The sequence below is a fragment of the Maricaulis alexandrii genome (assembly GCF_005871165.1).
Lineage (GTDB): Bacteria > Pseudomonadota > Alphaproteobacteria > Caulobacterales > Maricaulaceae > Maricaulis > Maricaulis alexandrii.
In genome coordinates this window covers 234,654-248,144 of sequence record NZ_SWKP01000005.1, presented here as the reverse complement: position 1 = coordinate 248,144, position 13,491 = coordinate 234,654, and the positions used below count along the sequence as shown (strand labels likewise).

The following is a 13,491-nucleotide window of genomic DNA, read 5'->3' as shown; positions in this document are numbered from 1 at the left end:
CTCTGTATTTGCTATTTACAGCGCATGGCAAACGCACTGATCTCGTCGGACACCGACAACCCAAATGTTCTTCACGCTCTTATTAGAAAGCGTGCGGAGATCGCTGGCAAAATTGAGCACAATCAGCAAGAGCTTCGGAATCTGGTCTCTGAACTGGATGCCGTAGACGCGACTCTTCGCATTTTCGATCCAGACATCGATGTATGCGATATCGACGCGAAACCGGTTCCTCCGCGTCATCAGGCGTTTCGCGGAGAAGTAACGCGGATTGTGCATTCAGTGCTGAGAAAAGCGGATAACTATGTGACCTCCACGGAGATCGCATTGGTCATGATGGAGAAGCGGAACTTGCCGATTGAGGATCGCTCACTCATCACGCTTATGACTAAGCGAGTTTCCGCATGTCTCACGAAGATGCGGAAAAATGGTCAGGTCGAAAAGAAGATTCTAGAGACTGGTCGCGCAGGATGGAAATCTGTGCACCGCTAGGTTCTTTAGCCGATCTGCCGTTTCAACTTCCGAAGCCGCTTTGCAAATGGCGACGGGCCTTTGCCTCGTAGGTTTAAGGGGCAAGCCGTTCTCTTGATCAGATCGCGTTCCACATCACCCATGAAGTCTACATAACGCCAACCGATTACGGCCTTTTCGAACAGAAAGCGCTTCGTTGCCGCGTCATCCATTCCAAGGACCATGGCTAAGGTGGTTCGGAAGTTTGATACTTCACCATCAAGGCCGAAGTGTTGACCCATACGGACCTTCAAAGAATAGGTTTCACCGACATAGACGTGGAAATGGCTACCAGTCCAAACTTCCGGCGCTTCCTTGATGTATCCAGCCCGAACTAGCACTTCGTGGATGCGTGTTAGGCCGATGGAATAAATGCCGCCAACATCATGCTGGGCCAATTTTTTAAAAAGCTCGTCTGGCGTGAACAGTTCAAATTTCAAATTGTGGTCTGGACACAAGCTTGGACAGAGATCGGTCACGCCGTCATCTCCCCGAATTGCCAATAACCACGAAACTTGTTCACCACATCTCGGATGTGGCTCACTACATCAAGAAATCGATCAAGGTTGGACCGCGCCAGTTTGGCAGTACGTCGCCAAACTTGCTCATTGATGTACGCGGTGAAGTAGCCACGACTTACGGAACGATAGACCTTCGATGCGACGCGGAAGGTGCTGAAAAAGCTCTCAGCCGCATTCGTATCGTTGTCACCAATCTTGTAGGCTTGCTTGTGATTAATGGTGTGGTGTTCGTGGGATGCTCCCAACGAATTCCAGTGATTAGCCTCGTCAGTGAAAATCTTTTTGTCCTTGGGAACACAACCGCGAACCCAATCAACCGCTTCCGCTTCAGACACAAATTCACGAGCAAGGATCGTGGAGTTTGTAATTCGTCCTTTGACGATCACAACCACCTTCTTCTTGTTCTGGTGCCGAAATTTTTTGAGACGATGATCGTTTCGATTTTTCTTGACGTTGATGTTTCGGAGCACGCCACCAAAGTAGGCACCGTCAACCGCAACATCTTCGGTAATCAAAATATTGGATCGAGCCGCGAACATGAGCTGGCGCACCTTATGTGCCATCACCCAAGCGGTTTTGTATGAAACGCCCATTTTTCGAGCGAAGGAATGCGCCGTACAGGCATCTTCCTCGTCTTGAAATTCAGCAATACCAAAAAGAATGTCTCGGATCGGCAGTTTCCGGCAGGCGAACATGGTGCCTGACGTGTTGCTATAGCGGTGCTCGCAATCCCGACAGCGGTATTGTTTCCGCGTCTTGATGTGCGTGTAGCGAACCGATCCGCAGCGCGGACAATATGGTTCTCCACCAGTCAGAGGAAACGCCAGCTTCATCCAAAGTTTATGGAGTTTCCGCTTGGGCATCGTAGCAATATCTACGGGCCGGAAATTCCGATAGGCCGATGCCATCCGATAGTGTTGACCTTTCCGCGTCGGGTTCCGAAGCGGGCGACTTTTAGTCTTTGCCGTGCATCCGTCATTGTTCAACTGCGCCTCCGTGTAGTTAACGAATCAATGCGCGCGTCGATATATACGGATTTCGTATATTGTCAACTAAAAAAGCAATGCAGGCTACTTTTTATTTATCTTTGTCCAAGTTTCAGGCCGTGTATTATTTGACACGACAAATTTACTCTCCAGTTTGCGCATTAAGTTGTGTGCGTTTATTTTAATATTTTCGATGGGCGGAATGGTCTCGCCTAGCGCTTCCAACCTGACAGATACGTATTCTGCCGCTTCCATAGCCGTGAAGCTTCCGGTTCGAGCGCCGATGAATTCAAAGAGAAGGCGGCTTTGAATGCCGTGCGTCGCGTAGGACTGTTTCGGTCTGATCGGCTTGATGTGATCCGGCAGCCAATCCGGTTCCCAAAGGCGGATGACGATCTGGATGGCGGCAAGGGCTTCCTTTAGGCTGTCGGCATTGTCGGCAGCGGGCGCCGCAACAAACTCGCCAAGAACAGCGGCGTACTTTCGCTCCAACGTTTTACAGACTTGCGCTCGGCTCATCTCCGCCTCAACAAATGCTACGGTCTTGTGTTTTTCGACAGCCCCGCAATACTCCACCTTGGTGGGACAAAACCCAAAGCACAACAATACGTGGAGCAAAATGACATGGTGGAAAATTTAGTATCGCATGAATTTGAATATGAGATTCAAGATGCTGAGTGGAAACGTGTTCTCGTTCTATACACCTCGCTCGAAATGCATTCCGCGAATGTCGAACAGATTGAAGCCATGGTTGGCGAAGCAATTAATGTGATCGGCAACGACGACAGCGACATCTCACTAGTGAAGGTGCGATCCGCGGACAAATCTAGGATGAATTTCAAAAATGGCTAAGCCAAAAGTAAAGTGTGAAGAATGTGGGTTTGAAATGGTATCCGTCACGCTACCTGACGGACGCGAGATTGAACAAGCAGATGCTTTCACTTGGAATACGATGTGCGTCGCGAAAGAACAAAATGATGATGGCGGAACTATCTTATTGTCTTGCAAGCATTTACGAGATGCTGGAACCCGCATCTTGCCATTAAAAGAATAGCTTTCCACCTTCTAATTTGTCGATATTCAATTGACCCATCAGTCTTAATTATTTGTTCGAAATAGTAGTACTTCCACATAACGGGCCCATTCAATATATGACAATCATATATTTAGTGTTCTCGCAGCGGAAATTGCAGCACGCAATTTTTTAGTTCTGATCTCCCTGAACTGATTGGACAAGCCGTTTAAGCGCAATTCGCTCGCTAATGTCCGGAAACATTACGCGCGCGACATAGGGCTGTCCCATTGGCGCACTTATCCGTCGCTCGCCGATGTAGTCAGCGATGATAGCCAAAGCTGGATTTAACCGGCGAGGCAACCAGCCGAAGTCTTCGGCTAGCTTGGACGCGGAAATCGCATCTTCTTCTTTTGTAAGATACCGCTGAACAATCTGAGCTGCGTCGCTACGTGGGTTAGCCTCGTCGAAAATTACCGGATCGAAAGTTTCAAACAGTTTGTGCGAGGGCCGGACGGAAGAGAACGGCTTGCCTAGACATTTGGAGACTCTCAGCATCCCTTCCAGTTCGAGTTCGCCAACGAGGTCAGAAAGAGAAGCGCCATTTGGGCACTCGAAATTCTCGACTAAATGATCATAGCTTAGAAGATCAAACCTACCGCCGGATTCTGATTGTTGCGCGATCCAAAGACCGAAGGATGCAGCCTCCTCAGATAGCGTGATGCTTTGTGATACGTATTTAATCGCCTGCTCTAGTGAATTCACGAGTGCGGTGATTTCGGTAACCCATTGATTAAACTGAATATCGCCCTTCGCGGGGTGAGTTACACTATAGAGCGCTGCCAAAGGGCCTCCGACTAGCGGTACCTCGCCAACCACCGCATCGAGCAGCTTTCTAGCGAGCAGTCGCTTTGTGGAGATTGCGGGAGGAGTAATCGGCATCGGCGGCCTCGTCTAAATCGAAATAGGCGGGGACAACCTATCTGATATTGTGGAGATGGTCGCATCAGGTTGGACGCGCAACACGTGGCAGATCGCTATGAACTCGATAACATCAACCCGCCTAATTCCGCGCTCGATGTTCGAAACCCATGGCTGAGGTTTGCCTAACCGTTCCGCCAGCTCGGCCTGCGTTACACCAGCATCCTTCCGCGCCTGAATCAGCACGTCCAAGAACGTCTTATACGCATCCGTGAAAACCGACTTCGGCATGATCGCTGGCCTCTGAAACCAGCGCTTGCATAAATACGATTTTGCGATATACGATCTTCTTATATTTACATGGAGATCGTGATGCGTGTGAAGCAGGTGTTCCTGCTGGCGGCTACGTGCGTGCTGGCTTCTGGTTGTGAGTTCAATCCTGAAATTGATGCCGCAGGCATTTGCAAAGAACACTTGCGAGAACGCCTTCGCGAACCGGCTGGTTCGCGTTTTGAAAACAGCTCGGTTCGATCAGCAAGCAATCATAGTTACATCGTCACGTGGGATGTCACGGCGCGTAACGGCTTCGGCGGAATGGGACAACAAACCATGCGTTGCGTTGTCCGCTACACCGCCGAACCGGATTGGGGGACGAGCTACTACGTTGATTAGGCAATCAGCCTGCCTAGTAGGTCTACGACTAGATGTGATAGAACGTTCCACACGAAAAGCGGGAGGTGATCGTGCGGCTTATCACAGTGACGTTTGCGGCCATTCTTTTGAGTGCGTGTTCTTACTATGGTCCCACAAGTCCGCTGATGGGGCCGCAGTCTGCTGCCTACATTGCCCAACAAAAAGGCCAAATCCCGCCAATCGAAGTGGTTCAGAACCCGCTGAGACGAGAGACAGGTGACGGGGCGTCTCTAGAATACCAAGACACCTGTCACTGTTATCGGCCTTCCGGCGCAAACGTTTCTAGTGACGGCATTCCGGCCTCATCGTTTTCACCTGTCTATGTTTTCAATGGCAATCAGTATGACTCTGTCGAGGAAGCCATCATTGCGCGAACTGACTATCTGAGTTCGTCGAGTGTCAATTCACCTACCGGCACTAGACCACACTGTGCTGAGAACGGGTCGTGTTATGGCGACATTAGCAGCCAGACCGGCAGGCCAAGAACTGTATACGTCCAAGGCTACTATCGATCTGATGGAACTTACGTTCGAGGGCATTACCGTAGTAGGCCTAGAAACTAGCGTTTCGCCGTATCTAAACACTTTGCCTTGTCGGTGATCGGTCCGGCGGCTCGCACTAGCAGATCGAATGCGTGGCGGTGATCGTAGCGCCGCGCTATCACGTTGGATGAAGAAAGCACTCTGAGAATGTTTGACACGACCGGGTCTCTTTCAAGAGAAGGGTCTAGTTCCATAGTGGCGACAGAGGCCAGCAATGCCTCGAACCCCATTTCTACCCGACGAAAGTCAAATTCACGTCCAGCAGCGTTGGCTCGCCAAGCCTCATCGGTTAGCGCCAGAGCGCGGCAGACAATCGTACTTTGAGACTGTGCCTGATCGGCATTGTTGTTTTCCATCTAGTACTTAGGCCCGTAATCCACAGCACTTTTACGTGACGAGGATCACACCTGCGGTTGGAACCCCCATGTAAGTTCCGAATGAAAAGGTTGGGGCGTTATGAACGAAGACACGAGATCGAGCATCGATGCGGAGCTTCGCAGGGTCGAAGAAGACTGCAAATACACGGGTAAAGCCCATTTCAACGCTACGGAACGGCTGACGTGGCAACATCGGATTCTGGGAAGTTGTGCCGTTATATCTAGCGCAGCCGCCGGAACAGCCATCTTCGCAGATTATCATGTAGTTGCGGGTGTTCTGTCACTGGCCGCAACGATCCTAACCGCTCTGCTAACTTTTCTAAAACCCGCCGAACAAGCCGCTGAGCACAAGGGTGCAGGCGATCAATACCTTGCACTCAAGGGCGATGTTAGGCGGTTCCGAACAATTCGTCTCCCAACAGCGGATGACGTTTCACTAACGTCTGACCTGCTGGACGTTCTTGTGAGCCGCCAAAAAGACCTAAACCGCGCTGCACCCACATTCTTGAACTCTGATTTTCAAAAAGCACGCAAAGGCATTGAAGAAGGTGAAGCACTTCATGAAGTTGATGATGGAGTAACAAAATGAGTGTTCTGGGCCATTTGCAGAGCAGGGCATCAGCCGCGATTCTATCGGGGCCGGAGCAAGCCTCCATAACGACTTCAATCAATACCATTTCAGCGCGGCTGGATTCTTATTTTGGAAACGACCTTGTTCGGCACTTCCGGTTCGGGTCGTCAACGCGCGGCACTATCTTACCGAGGTCATACGACTCGCGATCAGACATCGACTATATGGTGGTTTTCGCAGACGGAAGCTTTCAGCCACAAACCTATTTGGCCCGGCTGAAAAAATTCGCAGAGTATTACTACCCCAGTTCGTCCATAAAGCAGGACTCGCCTTCACTGGTTCTAGAGCTAAACCATATCAAATTTGATTTGGTACCAGCGATAACGTCTTTGTGGCGAGAGTATCAAATTCCAGATTTGGCTCTTGGTTGGCAGGGAACTTCGCCTCTTGAATTCAGCTCTCATTTATCAGAGCGGAATGGAGAGGAAGGCTCAAAGCTGAAACCAACAATTCGACTAGCAAAAATATGGAACGCCAACAGAAATCATGTTTTTGACAGTTTCAGATTTGAAAAATGGATCACGGACAGAAACTACTTCCTCTGCTCAAACTTGCGAGACTATGTGTTCCATGTCTTTGACAGTCTTAGCCCCAATGAATCCGCAGAGTGGCGGAACAATGAAATTCGGCGGGCGAAACGAATTGTGGATGAGGTGCGGAGCTACGAAAATGCCGGATATCCGGCATTGGCCGAGACGGAATTGTGCAAGCTCATACCGTGAGTGAATGAGTGGCCGAACGTCGTTCGGTGACATTCGGCCACCCGGACTATGCTGCGCGGTTCCAGCGCTTCCACGGCAGCCGCGAAATGGAAATCCTCGAAAGGAAATTCACCAGATCGCGACGCCCATAAAGCTTATGGTTCCTCGCCCCCATGATCACGGCGGGACAGCCAAACTCGTAGCTGAACGCTTCGACCGCCTTGTTGGACTCATGGGTGTTGTGAAGGATGTGGTCCTTGACCGAGACCACTGCGAAGGTGACGCCCTGTTCTTTAATCAGGGCTACATCATAGCTTGACATAACACTTGGCCTTTCTTGCCAAAATGCGTGGTCGAGCCTTGACACCAGAGTCAGATCGCGATTCCGTAGCCATCCGATTTCCGCACACGCCCCGCGCTCGACCACCAACAATGGTCACGGGGACGAAATCGATCTGGGCCGTACGGGTGTGGAAGACCCTGCGGCCCTTTTCGACTCCGCTCCACAAAATGAAATAGCGGAAACCATTCTTCGTCAAGTGGTGGCGGTCGTTCCTGTTTTATTCCTACCACATATAGTGTTTTTGCCATAACAAGTCAGAGTTTTGGAACTCTATACCGGAGTGCAATTGGTGCACTTTTAAGTCTCTGTTAATTGCTCATCGCTTACAGTTCCTGTGACACAGAATGTATGGGAGCGCGCGCTGATGTTTCAAATTATGAGCATAATCGCATCCATCGAGATGCTGTTCCTCATTCTAGATGATAGGATGCCAAACACGATGAAGCGATTTCCCTTCTATAACCAAAGTCTCCATCGTTTGGGGTTCATGTTTGTCTGCCTTTTCTTAATCTTTCAGGCGTCAGCGGCTGTAAAACTGCTCTGGATCAATAATTGGAGCCATCCATGAGTCAAACATCCAAGATCAAACGATTTTCACTTTCTCTCGATGAGGAAACATATAATCATTTGCATAATGCTGCATCTGGTCATGGGCTCACACTGTCGAAATTAGTGCGCGCAATATTGAATGAATATGTGGAATCGGATGGTGCTCGTCTTCACCTTGATAAGAACAAACAAATATTAGATGATTCACCTAAATCACGAGACCGAAAGACAGCTAAGATGGTCCAAGACCTCTCATAACAATACATCGTACGACCACTTTTTTTGTGCATTTGCTACATAATGCCGTGGAATTCCGGCAATTCGTCGAGAAAGAGCACCCCATGGTGCGCCAGGGAGGCCTCACCGGGCCGGGCCCGCGTACCGCCCCCGACCATGGCCGCCATAGAAGCGGAGTGGTGGGGCGAGCGGAAAGGGCGTGACCGGGTCAGACAGCCCCGTTCCAGCAGACCCGCCACGGAATGGATCATGGACACGTCCAGCAGTTCGGACGGGTCGAGCGGTGGCAAGAGCCCGGGCAGGCGTTCGGCCAGCATGGACTTGCCCGAACCGGGTGGGCCGACCATGAGGAGATTATGGTGTCCGGCCGCCGCGATCTCGACGGCCCGTTTGGCGCTTTCCTGACCCTTCACCTGGCGCAGATCCGGCAAGGCGTCGGTTTCGACGAGCTCACCCGGCGCCGGACGGGCCAGGACCTGGCTGCCCTTGAAGTGATTGATCAGCTGGATCAGCGTCGCCGGGGCCAGAATGGGCAGATCGCCACCCGCCCAGGCGGCTTCCGGACCACTGGCCTCCGGACAGATCAGCGACAATCCGGCGGCATTGGCTGCGACCGCTGCGGGCAGCGCTCCAGGCGCCGGACGGATACGGGCGTCGGCCCCCAGCTCCCCGAAGACGAGATAGTCCTCGGCAGCATCCTTGGGCAGAACGCCGAGCTCGGCGAGGACACCGATTGCGATGGGCAGATCGAAGTGCGCCCCCTCCTTGGGCCGGTCCGCCGGCGCCAGATTCACGATCAGGCGTTTCGACGGCAGGGACAGGCCGATCGCTGAGAAAGCCCCGCGCACCCGTTCCCGGCTTTCATTGACCGCCTTGTCGCCCAGACCCACGACGGAAAAGATCGGCTGGGACCCGCCTGCAATCTGGACTTGCACCTCAACCCGGCGGGCTTCGGCTCCCTCGAACGCTACTGAGCTTGTCCGTGCCGCCATGCTATTCCCCGACATACCGAAACATAGAAACCGTGTTCGGGCGTGTCGTGGCAGGAAACGACCGTCTGCCAAAAGGCCGGGGCGAATTTCTTAAGAAACCGCTAACCCGCCATCAGCATTGGGTTTTCCACAGGCTTAACCATCCCGAAGTCCAAATCGGGAACAAAGTTGGAACATTTTGGAACACACGTCAAGCGTGCAAATTGACTACCCGGCCAGACGCGCCTCAACGCAGTCCCAGAAGATCGCGCACGTATCGATTCCGGAGAAGCGTTTCAATTCCTGAACACCGGTCGGCGAGGTGACATTGATTTCGGTCATGCGGCCGCCGATCACATCAATCCCGACCAGGACCAGATCGCGTTCCTTCAGGACCGGACCGATCGCCTTGCAGATGGCCAGGTCGGCTTCGTCCAGCTCCGAGGCTTCGGCCACGCCACCAACATGCATGTTGGAGCGGGTTTCGCCCTTTTGCGGCACGCGGTTGATGGCACCAACCGGCTCACCATCAATGATCAGCACGCGCTTGTCGCCCTTGGAGACGGCCGGCAGGAAGGCTTGCGCAACAACGGGTTCGCGCGACTGGGCAAAGAACATTTCCAGCAGGGAGGAGAAATTTCCATCCCCCGGCTTGAGCCGGAACACACCGGCCCCGCCATTGCCGTAGAGCGGTTTGATGATGATGTCGGAATGGGTGTCGCGGAACGCCTTCAGGGCCCCCACGTCCCGGGTGATCAGGGTCGGCGGGATCAGGTTCGGGAAGAGCAGGGGCATGATCTTCTCCGGGCTCGACCGGACCCAGGCCGGGTCATTGAGCACCAGGGTCTGGCCCTTGAGGAATTCCAGAATGTGGGCAGCCGTCTGGTAAGCCATGTCGAAGGGCGGGTCCTGACGCATCAGGACGACATCGACATCCTCAGCCAGATCCAGCAGGACCGGCTCACCCAGATCCGCATGATGGCCCTGCTCATGGCGGACACGGACCGGCCGCGCCCGCGCCAGCACCCGGCCTTCCTGCCAGGCCAGGGAGTCTGGATGATAGACGAAGAGGTCCGCACCCCGGGCCTGCGCTTCTTCCATCAGGGCAAAGGTCGTGTCGGCATCGACATTGACCGTTTCGATCGGGTCCATCTGGACCGCTACGCGCAGGCTCATTGATTTGTCTCCGGGCCACCCAGCAATTGCGGACCGGAGTTAGGGGCTGAATTTCCCGGATCAAGAGAGGGCAGGGCTTCACCCGCACACGCGCTGGCCCGGCGCTCACCCCGGGCCGGCAGGTTGAGATCGGTGCCCGCCACGCGGACATAGGAAATCACCTCGCTGACACCCTCGACCAGTGAGGCATGTGAGGTTGCGCGTTCCAGCTCGCCGCGATTGCGCGCCACGCCCAGCAGATAAACCGTGCCGTCATGGGTCTCGACATTGAAATTGATCGAGCGGACATCCCGGTCCGAGACCAGGCGGGCATTCACCCGGGCCGTGATCTGCGTGTCACGTGTCCGGTCGCGGAAAGCCTGTCCCTCGCCGACCTCTAGCTCATTGGCGACATTGCGGATCGCCGGTGACGACCAGGCCAGGCATTCCGCCATCTGGCGATCATCCTCGCGCGGAACGCGGCCCGTCAGCAGGGCAATCCCCTCGGTCACTTCCACATCGACGCCGTCCAAGGCAAAGCCCTCAACCCGCAGCATTTGCGACTTGATCGCCACGGAGGCGTTCGTGTCATCAAAAGAGCGGCCAATGGAGCGTTCCGGCAGCACGGTCGAACAGGCACTTAACACGCCGACCATGAGCGGGATCAGCAAGAAACGGGACATGACTCTCTCCTGTCGAATCGACGGGGTGAACCCTAAAGCAGATTGCGGGCGCGATCATCCGGCACCCAGGCCGCGCGATGATGCACCGGCCAGCGCCAGGGCGCGACCAGAAACAGGTCGTAGCGGGGAAACAAGCCCGAAAAACGGCGATGACGGGCCATCCACACACTCGCAGCCCGGATGATCCGCTCGCGCTGCCGCGTCCCAAGCGCCGCCTGCGCCTCGTCCAGATCCGGACGCGCCTTCACCTCGATGAAAACCAGATACTCGCCCCGCTGCGCCACGAGATCGATCTCGCCGGCCCGGGTGCGGGCGCGATGGTCCAGCAGGCGGTAACCCTTGAGGGTGAGGATGAGCATGGCGAGCCGCTCGGCCCATCGGCCGCGCGCTTCTGCCGCCTGCCGCTTACCCCTCACCCGGCCGCATCCTTCAGCGCCTGGGCGCGGGCATAGACATCCCGGCGGGACCAACCCGACTGCGCCGCCACTTCGGCAGCAGCATCCTTCACCCGCAATCGCTTCATGGCCTCACCCAAGGCCGTGTCTATGCGGGTTTCATCCCAGTCCTGATCCTGTTTCGGACCAATCACGATGACAATTTCACCCCGTGGTGAACCGGTTTCGTCATAGTATTTGGCCAGTTCCGATAGACGGCCGCGCCGGGCTTCCTCGTGCAATTTGGTCAGCTCGCGGCACACGGCCGCCGGCCGGTCACCCAGTATCCTGGCCATCGAGGCGAGGCTGGCCGCGAGCCGGGAATTGCCCTCATAGATGACCAGGCTTCCCGGGACATCCACGAAGCCCTCCAGCCAGGTTTCCCGGGCGCCGGTCTTTTGCGGCGGGAAGCCGGCGAAGGTGAAACAGTCGGTCGGGAGTCCGGCGATCGACAGGGCGGCGAGCACGGCCGAAGCTCCGGGGATGGCGATCACGTTGATATCGCGGGCAATCGCCTCACGGGCCAGCTTGAACCCCGGATCGGACACCAAGGGCGTGCCGGCATCGGAGACCAGCGCGATCACCGCCCCGTCGGCCAGGGCGTCCAGAATGCCCGGCCGGACCTTCTCCCCGTTATGATCATGATAGGGCTGCAGCTCCGCCCTTATGCCATGGGCGTCGAGGAGGCGGCGGGTGACCCGTGTATCCTCGGCCAGGACCCGATCCGCCGCGCCCAGCACATCCAATGCCCGCAGGGTGATATCCCGCAGATTCCCGATCGGTGTCGCCACCAGGTAAAGCCCGGGGGCCAGCGCTTGCCCCGAGACGCGGTGGCGGCTAGCTTCGCCCTGAATTTCACTGGATGAACCGGTCATGCTGTCAGTCATTTCGTCGCGTCTTTTCGCCTGTCTCGCCACCATGGCACAAAGCGCGCGACCGCGCCTCCTTGCCGTCATCGGCGTCACCGGCCTGGTCCTGGCCGCCTGCAGCACACCCGCTCCGCCCCCACCGCAACAGCCAATCCCGCAGCAGCCCCTGCCGCAGCCCGAGCCCGAACCGGAACCCGAGCCAGAAGAGCCGACCCCCTCCCTGGAAACCGGCCTGATCCCGCCGCACATGCAGGGCCGCGACATTGCCCGCGTGGCGGTGCTCCTGCCCTTCTCCGCCGAAAATTCCGGCGCCCGCGGTGAAGCCCTGCGCCTGCTGCGCGCAGCCGAGCTGGCCCTGTTCGAACGCGCTGGCGGCAATCTTCTCATGATCCCCAAGGACACCCAGGGAACGCCGGAGGGTGCCCGTGCCGCAGCCCAGGCCGCTGCCGAGGATGGCGCCGACCTGATCATCGGCCCGCTGTTCGGAACCTCTGTTGAAGCGGCAGCAGACGTGGCCCGGCAGGCGGATATCCCCGTGATTGCCTTCACCACGGATACCAGCGTGGCCGGCAATGGCGTCTATCTTATGAGTTTCCCGCCGGAAATCGAGGTGAACCGCATCGTCGATTATGCGGCGCGCCAGGGTGTCGAGCGCTTTGCCTATCTGGGCCCGCAGGACCGCTATGGCCTGGCCGTCTACAATGCGCTGCAGAACACGACCAATCTGACGCTGGGCAGTGTCACCGCGGAATCCTTCTATACCGGTGATGTGGAAGCCATGGCGCGCGCTTCGGCCCGTCTCGCCGAAGGCGTTTTCGAACCGCTGACCCCGGAAGAGGCCGACGAGCTGCGCCAGACCGAATGGATGCCCGATCCGGAAGCGCCTTTCCAGGCCGTGATCCTGCCGGAAGGCGGGACCCGCCTCCGCGCGCTGGGGCCGCTCCTGATCTCCCAGAATGTCGACCCGCTGGTCGTGCGCTTCCTGGGCACCGGCCTGTGGAATGACCCGGACCTGTTGCGCGAACCAGCACTGCATGGCGGCTGGTTTGCCGGTCCCGACCAGTCGGCCCGGGTGAATTTCGAGACCAGTTATGAAGCCACCTATGGATCCGAACCGTCACGGATCGCCAGCCTGGCTTATGACGCCATGGCCCTGGCCGCCCATCTGGATGGCGGCGAGCTGGGCTTTTCCCCGGAAGCGATCGAGGAAGCCCAGGGCTTCATGGGTGCAGACGGGCTCTTCCGTTTCCATGCCGACGGTCTGATCGAGCGCGGCCTGGCGATCTATGAAATCCGGTCGCGCGGCCTGCGAGAAATCGAGCCGGCCCCGCTGAGCTTTGAACCGGAAGCTTTCTAGGC

The 13,491-nt window shown here is 55.9% G+C and carries 18 protein-coding genes and 1 pseudogene; 7 read left to right on the top strand and 12 right to left on the bottom strand.

Going from position 1 to position 13,491, the window contains the following annotated elements:
- Positions 1–24 precede the first annotated feature (24 nt).
- The gene (locus tag FCS99_RS04650) at positions 25–489 is read left to right on the top strand and encodes a hypothetical protein (RefSeq protein WP_138510907.1); all 465 of its coding nucleotides are present in this window, start codon (positions 25–27) and stop codon (positions 487–489) included.
- Between the two features lie 5 nt (positions 490–494).
- On the opposite strand, the gene FCS99_RS04645 is transcribed toward FCS99_RS04650, so the two are convergent.
- The 3 genes from FCS99_RS04645 to FCS99_RS04635 all read right to left on the bottom strand — a co-directional run bounded on the left by FCS99_RS04645 (position 495) and on the right by FCS99_RS04635 (position 2,533).
- Positions 495–986, bottom strand: a complete 492-nt coding sequence (locus tag FCS99_RS04645; protein ID WP_138510906.1) for a GIY-YIG nuclease family protein — start codon at positions 984–986, stop codon at positions 495–497.
- A complete protein-coding gene (locus FCS99_RS04640) occupies positions 983–1,891 on the bottom strand; it encodes an IS1595 family transposase (protein WP_233352659.1) in 909 nt (302 codons plus the stop codon). Before FCS99_RS04640 ends, FCS99_RS04645 begins: the two co-directional genes overlap by 4 nt.
- 207 nt (positions 1,892–2,098) lie before the next feature.
- Positions 2,099–2,533 (bottom strand): hypothetical protein, encoded by a 435-nt coding sequence (locus FCS99_RS04635; protein WP_138510904.1) that lies wholly within the window; start codon positions 2,531–2,533, stop codon positions 2,099–2,101.
- 27 nt (positions 2,534–2,560) lie between these two features.
- Here FCS99_RS04635 and FCS99_RS04630 point away from each other — a divergent pair, with 27 nt between their 5' ends.
- Together FCS99_RS04630 and FCS99_RS04625 are read left to right on the top strand one after the other, a co-directional pair.
- Positions 2,561–2,866: a hypothetical protein gene (locus FCS99_RS04630; RefSeq protein WP_138510903.1), complete on the top strand. Its 306-nt coding sequence runs from the start codon at positions 2,561–2,563 to the stop codon at positions 2,864–2,866.
- Positions 2,859–3,068: a hypothetical protein gene (locus tag FCS99_RS04625; RefSeq protein WP_138510902.1), complete on the top strand. Its 210-nt coding sequence runs from the start codon at positions 2,859–2,861 to the stop codon at positions 3,066–3,068. The genes FCS99_RS04630 and FCS99_RS04625 overlap by 8 nt, the downstream gene beginning before the upstream one ends.
- Before the next feature lie 150 nt (positions 3,069–3,218).
- On the opposite strand, the gene FCS99_RS04620 is transcribed toward FCS99_RS04625, so the two are convergent.
- Together FCS99_RS04620 and FCS99_RS16385 are read right to left on the bottom strand one after the other, a co-directional pair.
- Positions 3,219–3,968: a hypothetical protein gene (locus FCS99_RS04620; RefSeq protein ID WP_138510901.1), complete on the bottom strand. Its 750-nt coding sequence runs from the start codon at positions 3,966–3,968 to the stop codon at positions 3,219–3,221.
- A 12-nt stretch (positions 3,969–3,980) separates the two neighbouring features.
- The gene (locus tag FCS99_RS16385) at positions 3,981–4,238 is read right to left on the bottom strand and encodes a helix-turn-helix domain-containing protein (protein ID WP_171036237.1); all 258 of its coding nucleotides are present in this window, start codon (positions 4,236–4,238) and stop codon (positions 3,981–3,983) included.
- An 81-nt stretch (positions 4,239–4,319) separates the two neighbouring features.
- Between FCS99_RS16385 and FCS99_RS16085 the strand changes: the two genes are divergently transcribed.
- Positions 4,320–4,619 carry a hypothetical protein gene (locus tag FCS99_RS16085; RefSeq protein ID WP_171036236.1) on the top strand — a complete coding sequence of 100 codons (300 nt, stop codon included), beginning with the start codon at positions 4,320–4,322 and terminating at the stop codon, positions 4,617–4,619.
- Between the two features lie 580 nt (positions 4,620–5,199).
- Here the strand turns inward: FCS99_RS16085 and FCS99_RS04610 are convergent.
- Positions 5,200–5,538 (bottom strand): hypothetical protein, encoded by a 339-nt coding sequence (locus tag FCS99_RS04610; RefSeq protein WP_138510900.1) that lies wholly within the window; start codon positions 5,536–5,538, stop codon positions 5,200–5,202.
- Between the two features lie 100 nt (positions 5,539–5,638).
- On the opposite strand from FCS99_RS04610, the gene FCS99_RS04605 reads away from it, so the two are divergent.
- Together FCS99_RS04605 and FCS99_RS04600 are read left to right on the top strand one after the other, a co-directional pair.
- A complete protein-coding gene (locus FCS99_RS04605; RefSeq protein ID WP_138510899.1) occupies positions 5,639–6,148 on the top strand; it encodes an SLATT domain-containing protein in 510 nt (169 codons plus the stop codon).
- Positions 6,145–6,912, top strand: coding sequence for an SMODS domain-containing nucleotidyltransferase (locus tag FCS99_RS04600; RefSeq protein WP_138510898.1), 768 nt, complete (start codon positions 6,145–6,147; stop codon positions 6,910–6,912). The genes FCS99_RS04605 and FCS99_RS04600 overlap by 4 nt, the downstream gene beginning before the upstream one ends.
- Positions 6,913–6,958: 46 nt before the next feature.
- On the opposite strand, the gene FCS99_RS04595 is transcribed toward FCS99_RS04600, so the two are convergent.
- The 6 genes and pseudogenes from FCS99_RS04595 to rsmI all read right to left on the bottom strand — a co-directional run bounded on the left by FCS99_RS04595 (position 6,959) and on the right by rsmI (position 12,150).
- Positions 6,959–7,213, bottom strand: coding sequence for a hypothetical protein (locus FCS99_RS04595; RefSeq protein WP_138510897.1), 255 nt, complete (start codon positions 7,211–7,213; stop codon positions 6,959–6,961).
- A gap of 878 nt (positions 7,214–8,091) precedes the next feature.
- A pseudogene (locus FCS99_RS04590) lies at positions 8,092–9,012 on the bottom strand (YifB family Mg chelatase-like AAA ATPase); the annotation flags it as partial.
- 207 nt (positions 9,013–9,219) lie between these two features.
- Positions 9,220–10,167 (bottom strand): glutathione synthase, encoded by a 948-nt coding sequence (gene gshB / locus FCS99_RS04585; protein WP_138510896.1) that lies wholly within the window; start codon positions 10,165–10,167, stop codon positions 9,220–9,222.
- Complete coding sequence (locus tag FCS99_RS04580) at positions 10,164–10,829, bottom strand: BON domain-containing protein (RefSeq protein WP_138510895.1); 666 nt, start codon at positions 10,827–10,829, stop codon at positions 10,164–10,166. Before FCS99_RS04580 ends, gshB begins: the two co-directional genes overlap by 4 nt.
- A gap of 32 nt (positions 10,830–10,861) precedes the next feature.
- Entirely contained in the window at positions 10,862–11,245 is a 384-nt protein-coding gene (locus FCS99_RS04575) for a YraN family protein (RefSeq protein WP_138510894.1), read from the bottom strand.
- Positions 11,242–12,150, bottom strand: coding sequence for a 16S rRNA (cytidine(1402)-2'-O)-methyltransferase (gene rsmI, locus FCS99_RS04570; protein ID WP_233352657.1), 909 nt, complete (start codon positions 12,148–12,150; stop codon positions 11,242–11,244). The genes FCS99_RS04575 and rsmI overlap by 4 nt, the downstream gene beginning before the upstream one ends.
- Between rsmI and FCS99_RS04565 the strand changes: the two genes are divergently transcribed.
- Positions 12,137–13,489 (top strand): penicillin-binding protein activator, encoded by a 1,353-nt coding sequence (locus FCS99_RS04565; protein ID WP_138510893.1) that lies wholly within the window; start codon positions 12,137–12,139, stop codon positions 13,487–13,489. The genes rsmI and FCS99_RS04565 overlap by 14 nt on opposite strands.
- Positions 13,490–13,491 lie beyond the last annotated feature (2 nt).

What these genes read in the sequence shown, in the direction of transcription:
- FCS99_RS04650 (WP_138510907.1), top strand. Translation starts at nt 25, where the DNA reads ATGGCAAACGCACTGATCTCGTCGGACACCGACAACCCAAATGTTCTT.
- FCS99_RS04640 (WP_233352659.1), bottom strand. Translation starts at nt 1,891, where the DNA reads ATGCCCAAGCGGAAACTCCATAAACTTTGGATGAAGCTGGCGTTTCCT.
- FCS99_RS04635 (WP_138510904.1), bottom strand. Translation starts at nt 2,533, where the DNA reads ATGAGCCGAGCGCAAGTCTGTAAAACGTTGGAGCGAAAGTACGCCGCT.
- FCS99_RS04625 (WP_138510902.1), top strand. Translation starts at nt 2,859, where the DNA reads ATGGCTAAGCCAAAAGTAAAGTGTGAAGAATGTGGGTTTGAAATGGTA.
- FCS99_RS04620 (WP_138510901.1), bottom strand. Translation starts at nt 3,968, where the DNA reads ATGCCGATTACTCCTCCCGCAATCTCCACAAAGCGACTGCTCGCTAGA.
- FCS99_RS16385 (WP_171036237.1), bottom strand. Translation starts at nt 4,238, where the DNA reads ATGCCGAAGTCGGTTTTCACGGATGCGTATAAGACGTTCTTGGACGTG.
- FCS99_RS16085 (WP_171036236.1), top strand. Translation starts at nt 4,320, where the DNA reads ATGCGTGTGAAGCAGGTGTTCCTGCTGGCGGCTACGTGCGTGCTGGCT.
- FCS99_RS04610 (WP_138510900.1), bottom strand. Translation starts at nt 5,538, where the DNA reads ATGGAAAACAACAATGCCGATCAGGCACAGTCTCAAAGTACGATTGTC.
- FCS99_RS04605 (WP_138510899.1), top strand. Translation starts at nt 5,639, where the DNA reads ATGAACGAAGACACGAGATCGAGCATCGATGCGGAGCTTCGCAGGGTC.
- FCS99_RS04600 (WP_138510898.1), top strand. Translation starts at nt 6,145, where the DNA reads ATGAGTGTTCTGGGCCATTTGCAGAGCAGGGCATCAGCCGCGATTCTA.
- FCS99_RS04595 (WP_138510897.1), bottom strand. Translation starts at nt 7,213, where the DNA reads ATGTCAAGCTATGATGTAGCCCTGATTAAAGAACAGGGCGTCACCTTC.
- gshB (WP_138510896.1), bottom strand. Translation starts at nt 10,167, where the DNA reads ATGAGCCTGCGCGTAGCGGTCCAGATGGACCCGATCGAAACGGTCAAT.
- FCS99_RS04580 (WP_138510895.1), bottom strand. Translation starts at nt 10,829, where the DNA reads ATGTCCCGTTTCTTGCTGATCCCGCTCATGGTCGGCGTGTTAAGTGCC.
- FCS99_RS04565 (WP_138510893.1), top strand. Translation starts at nt 12,137, where the DNA reads ATGCTGTCAGTCATTTCGTCGCGTCTTTTCGCCTGTCTCGCCACCATG.
- rsmI (WP_233352657.1), bottom strand. Translation starts at nt 12,150, where the DNA reads ATGACTGACAGCATGACCGGTTCATCCAGTGAAATTCAGGGCGAAGCT.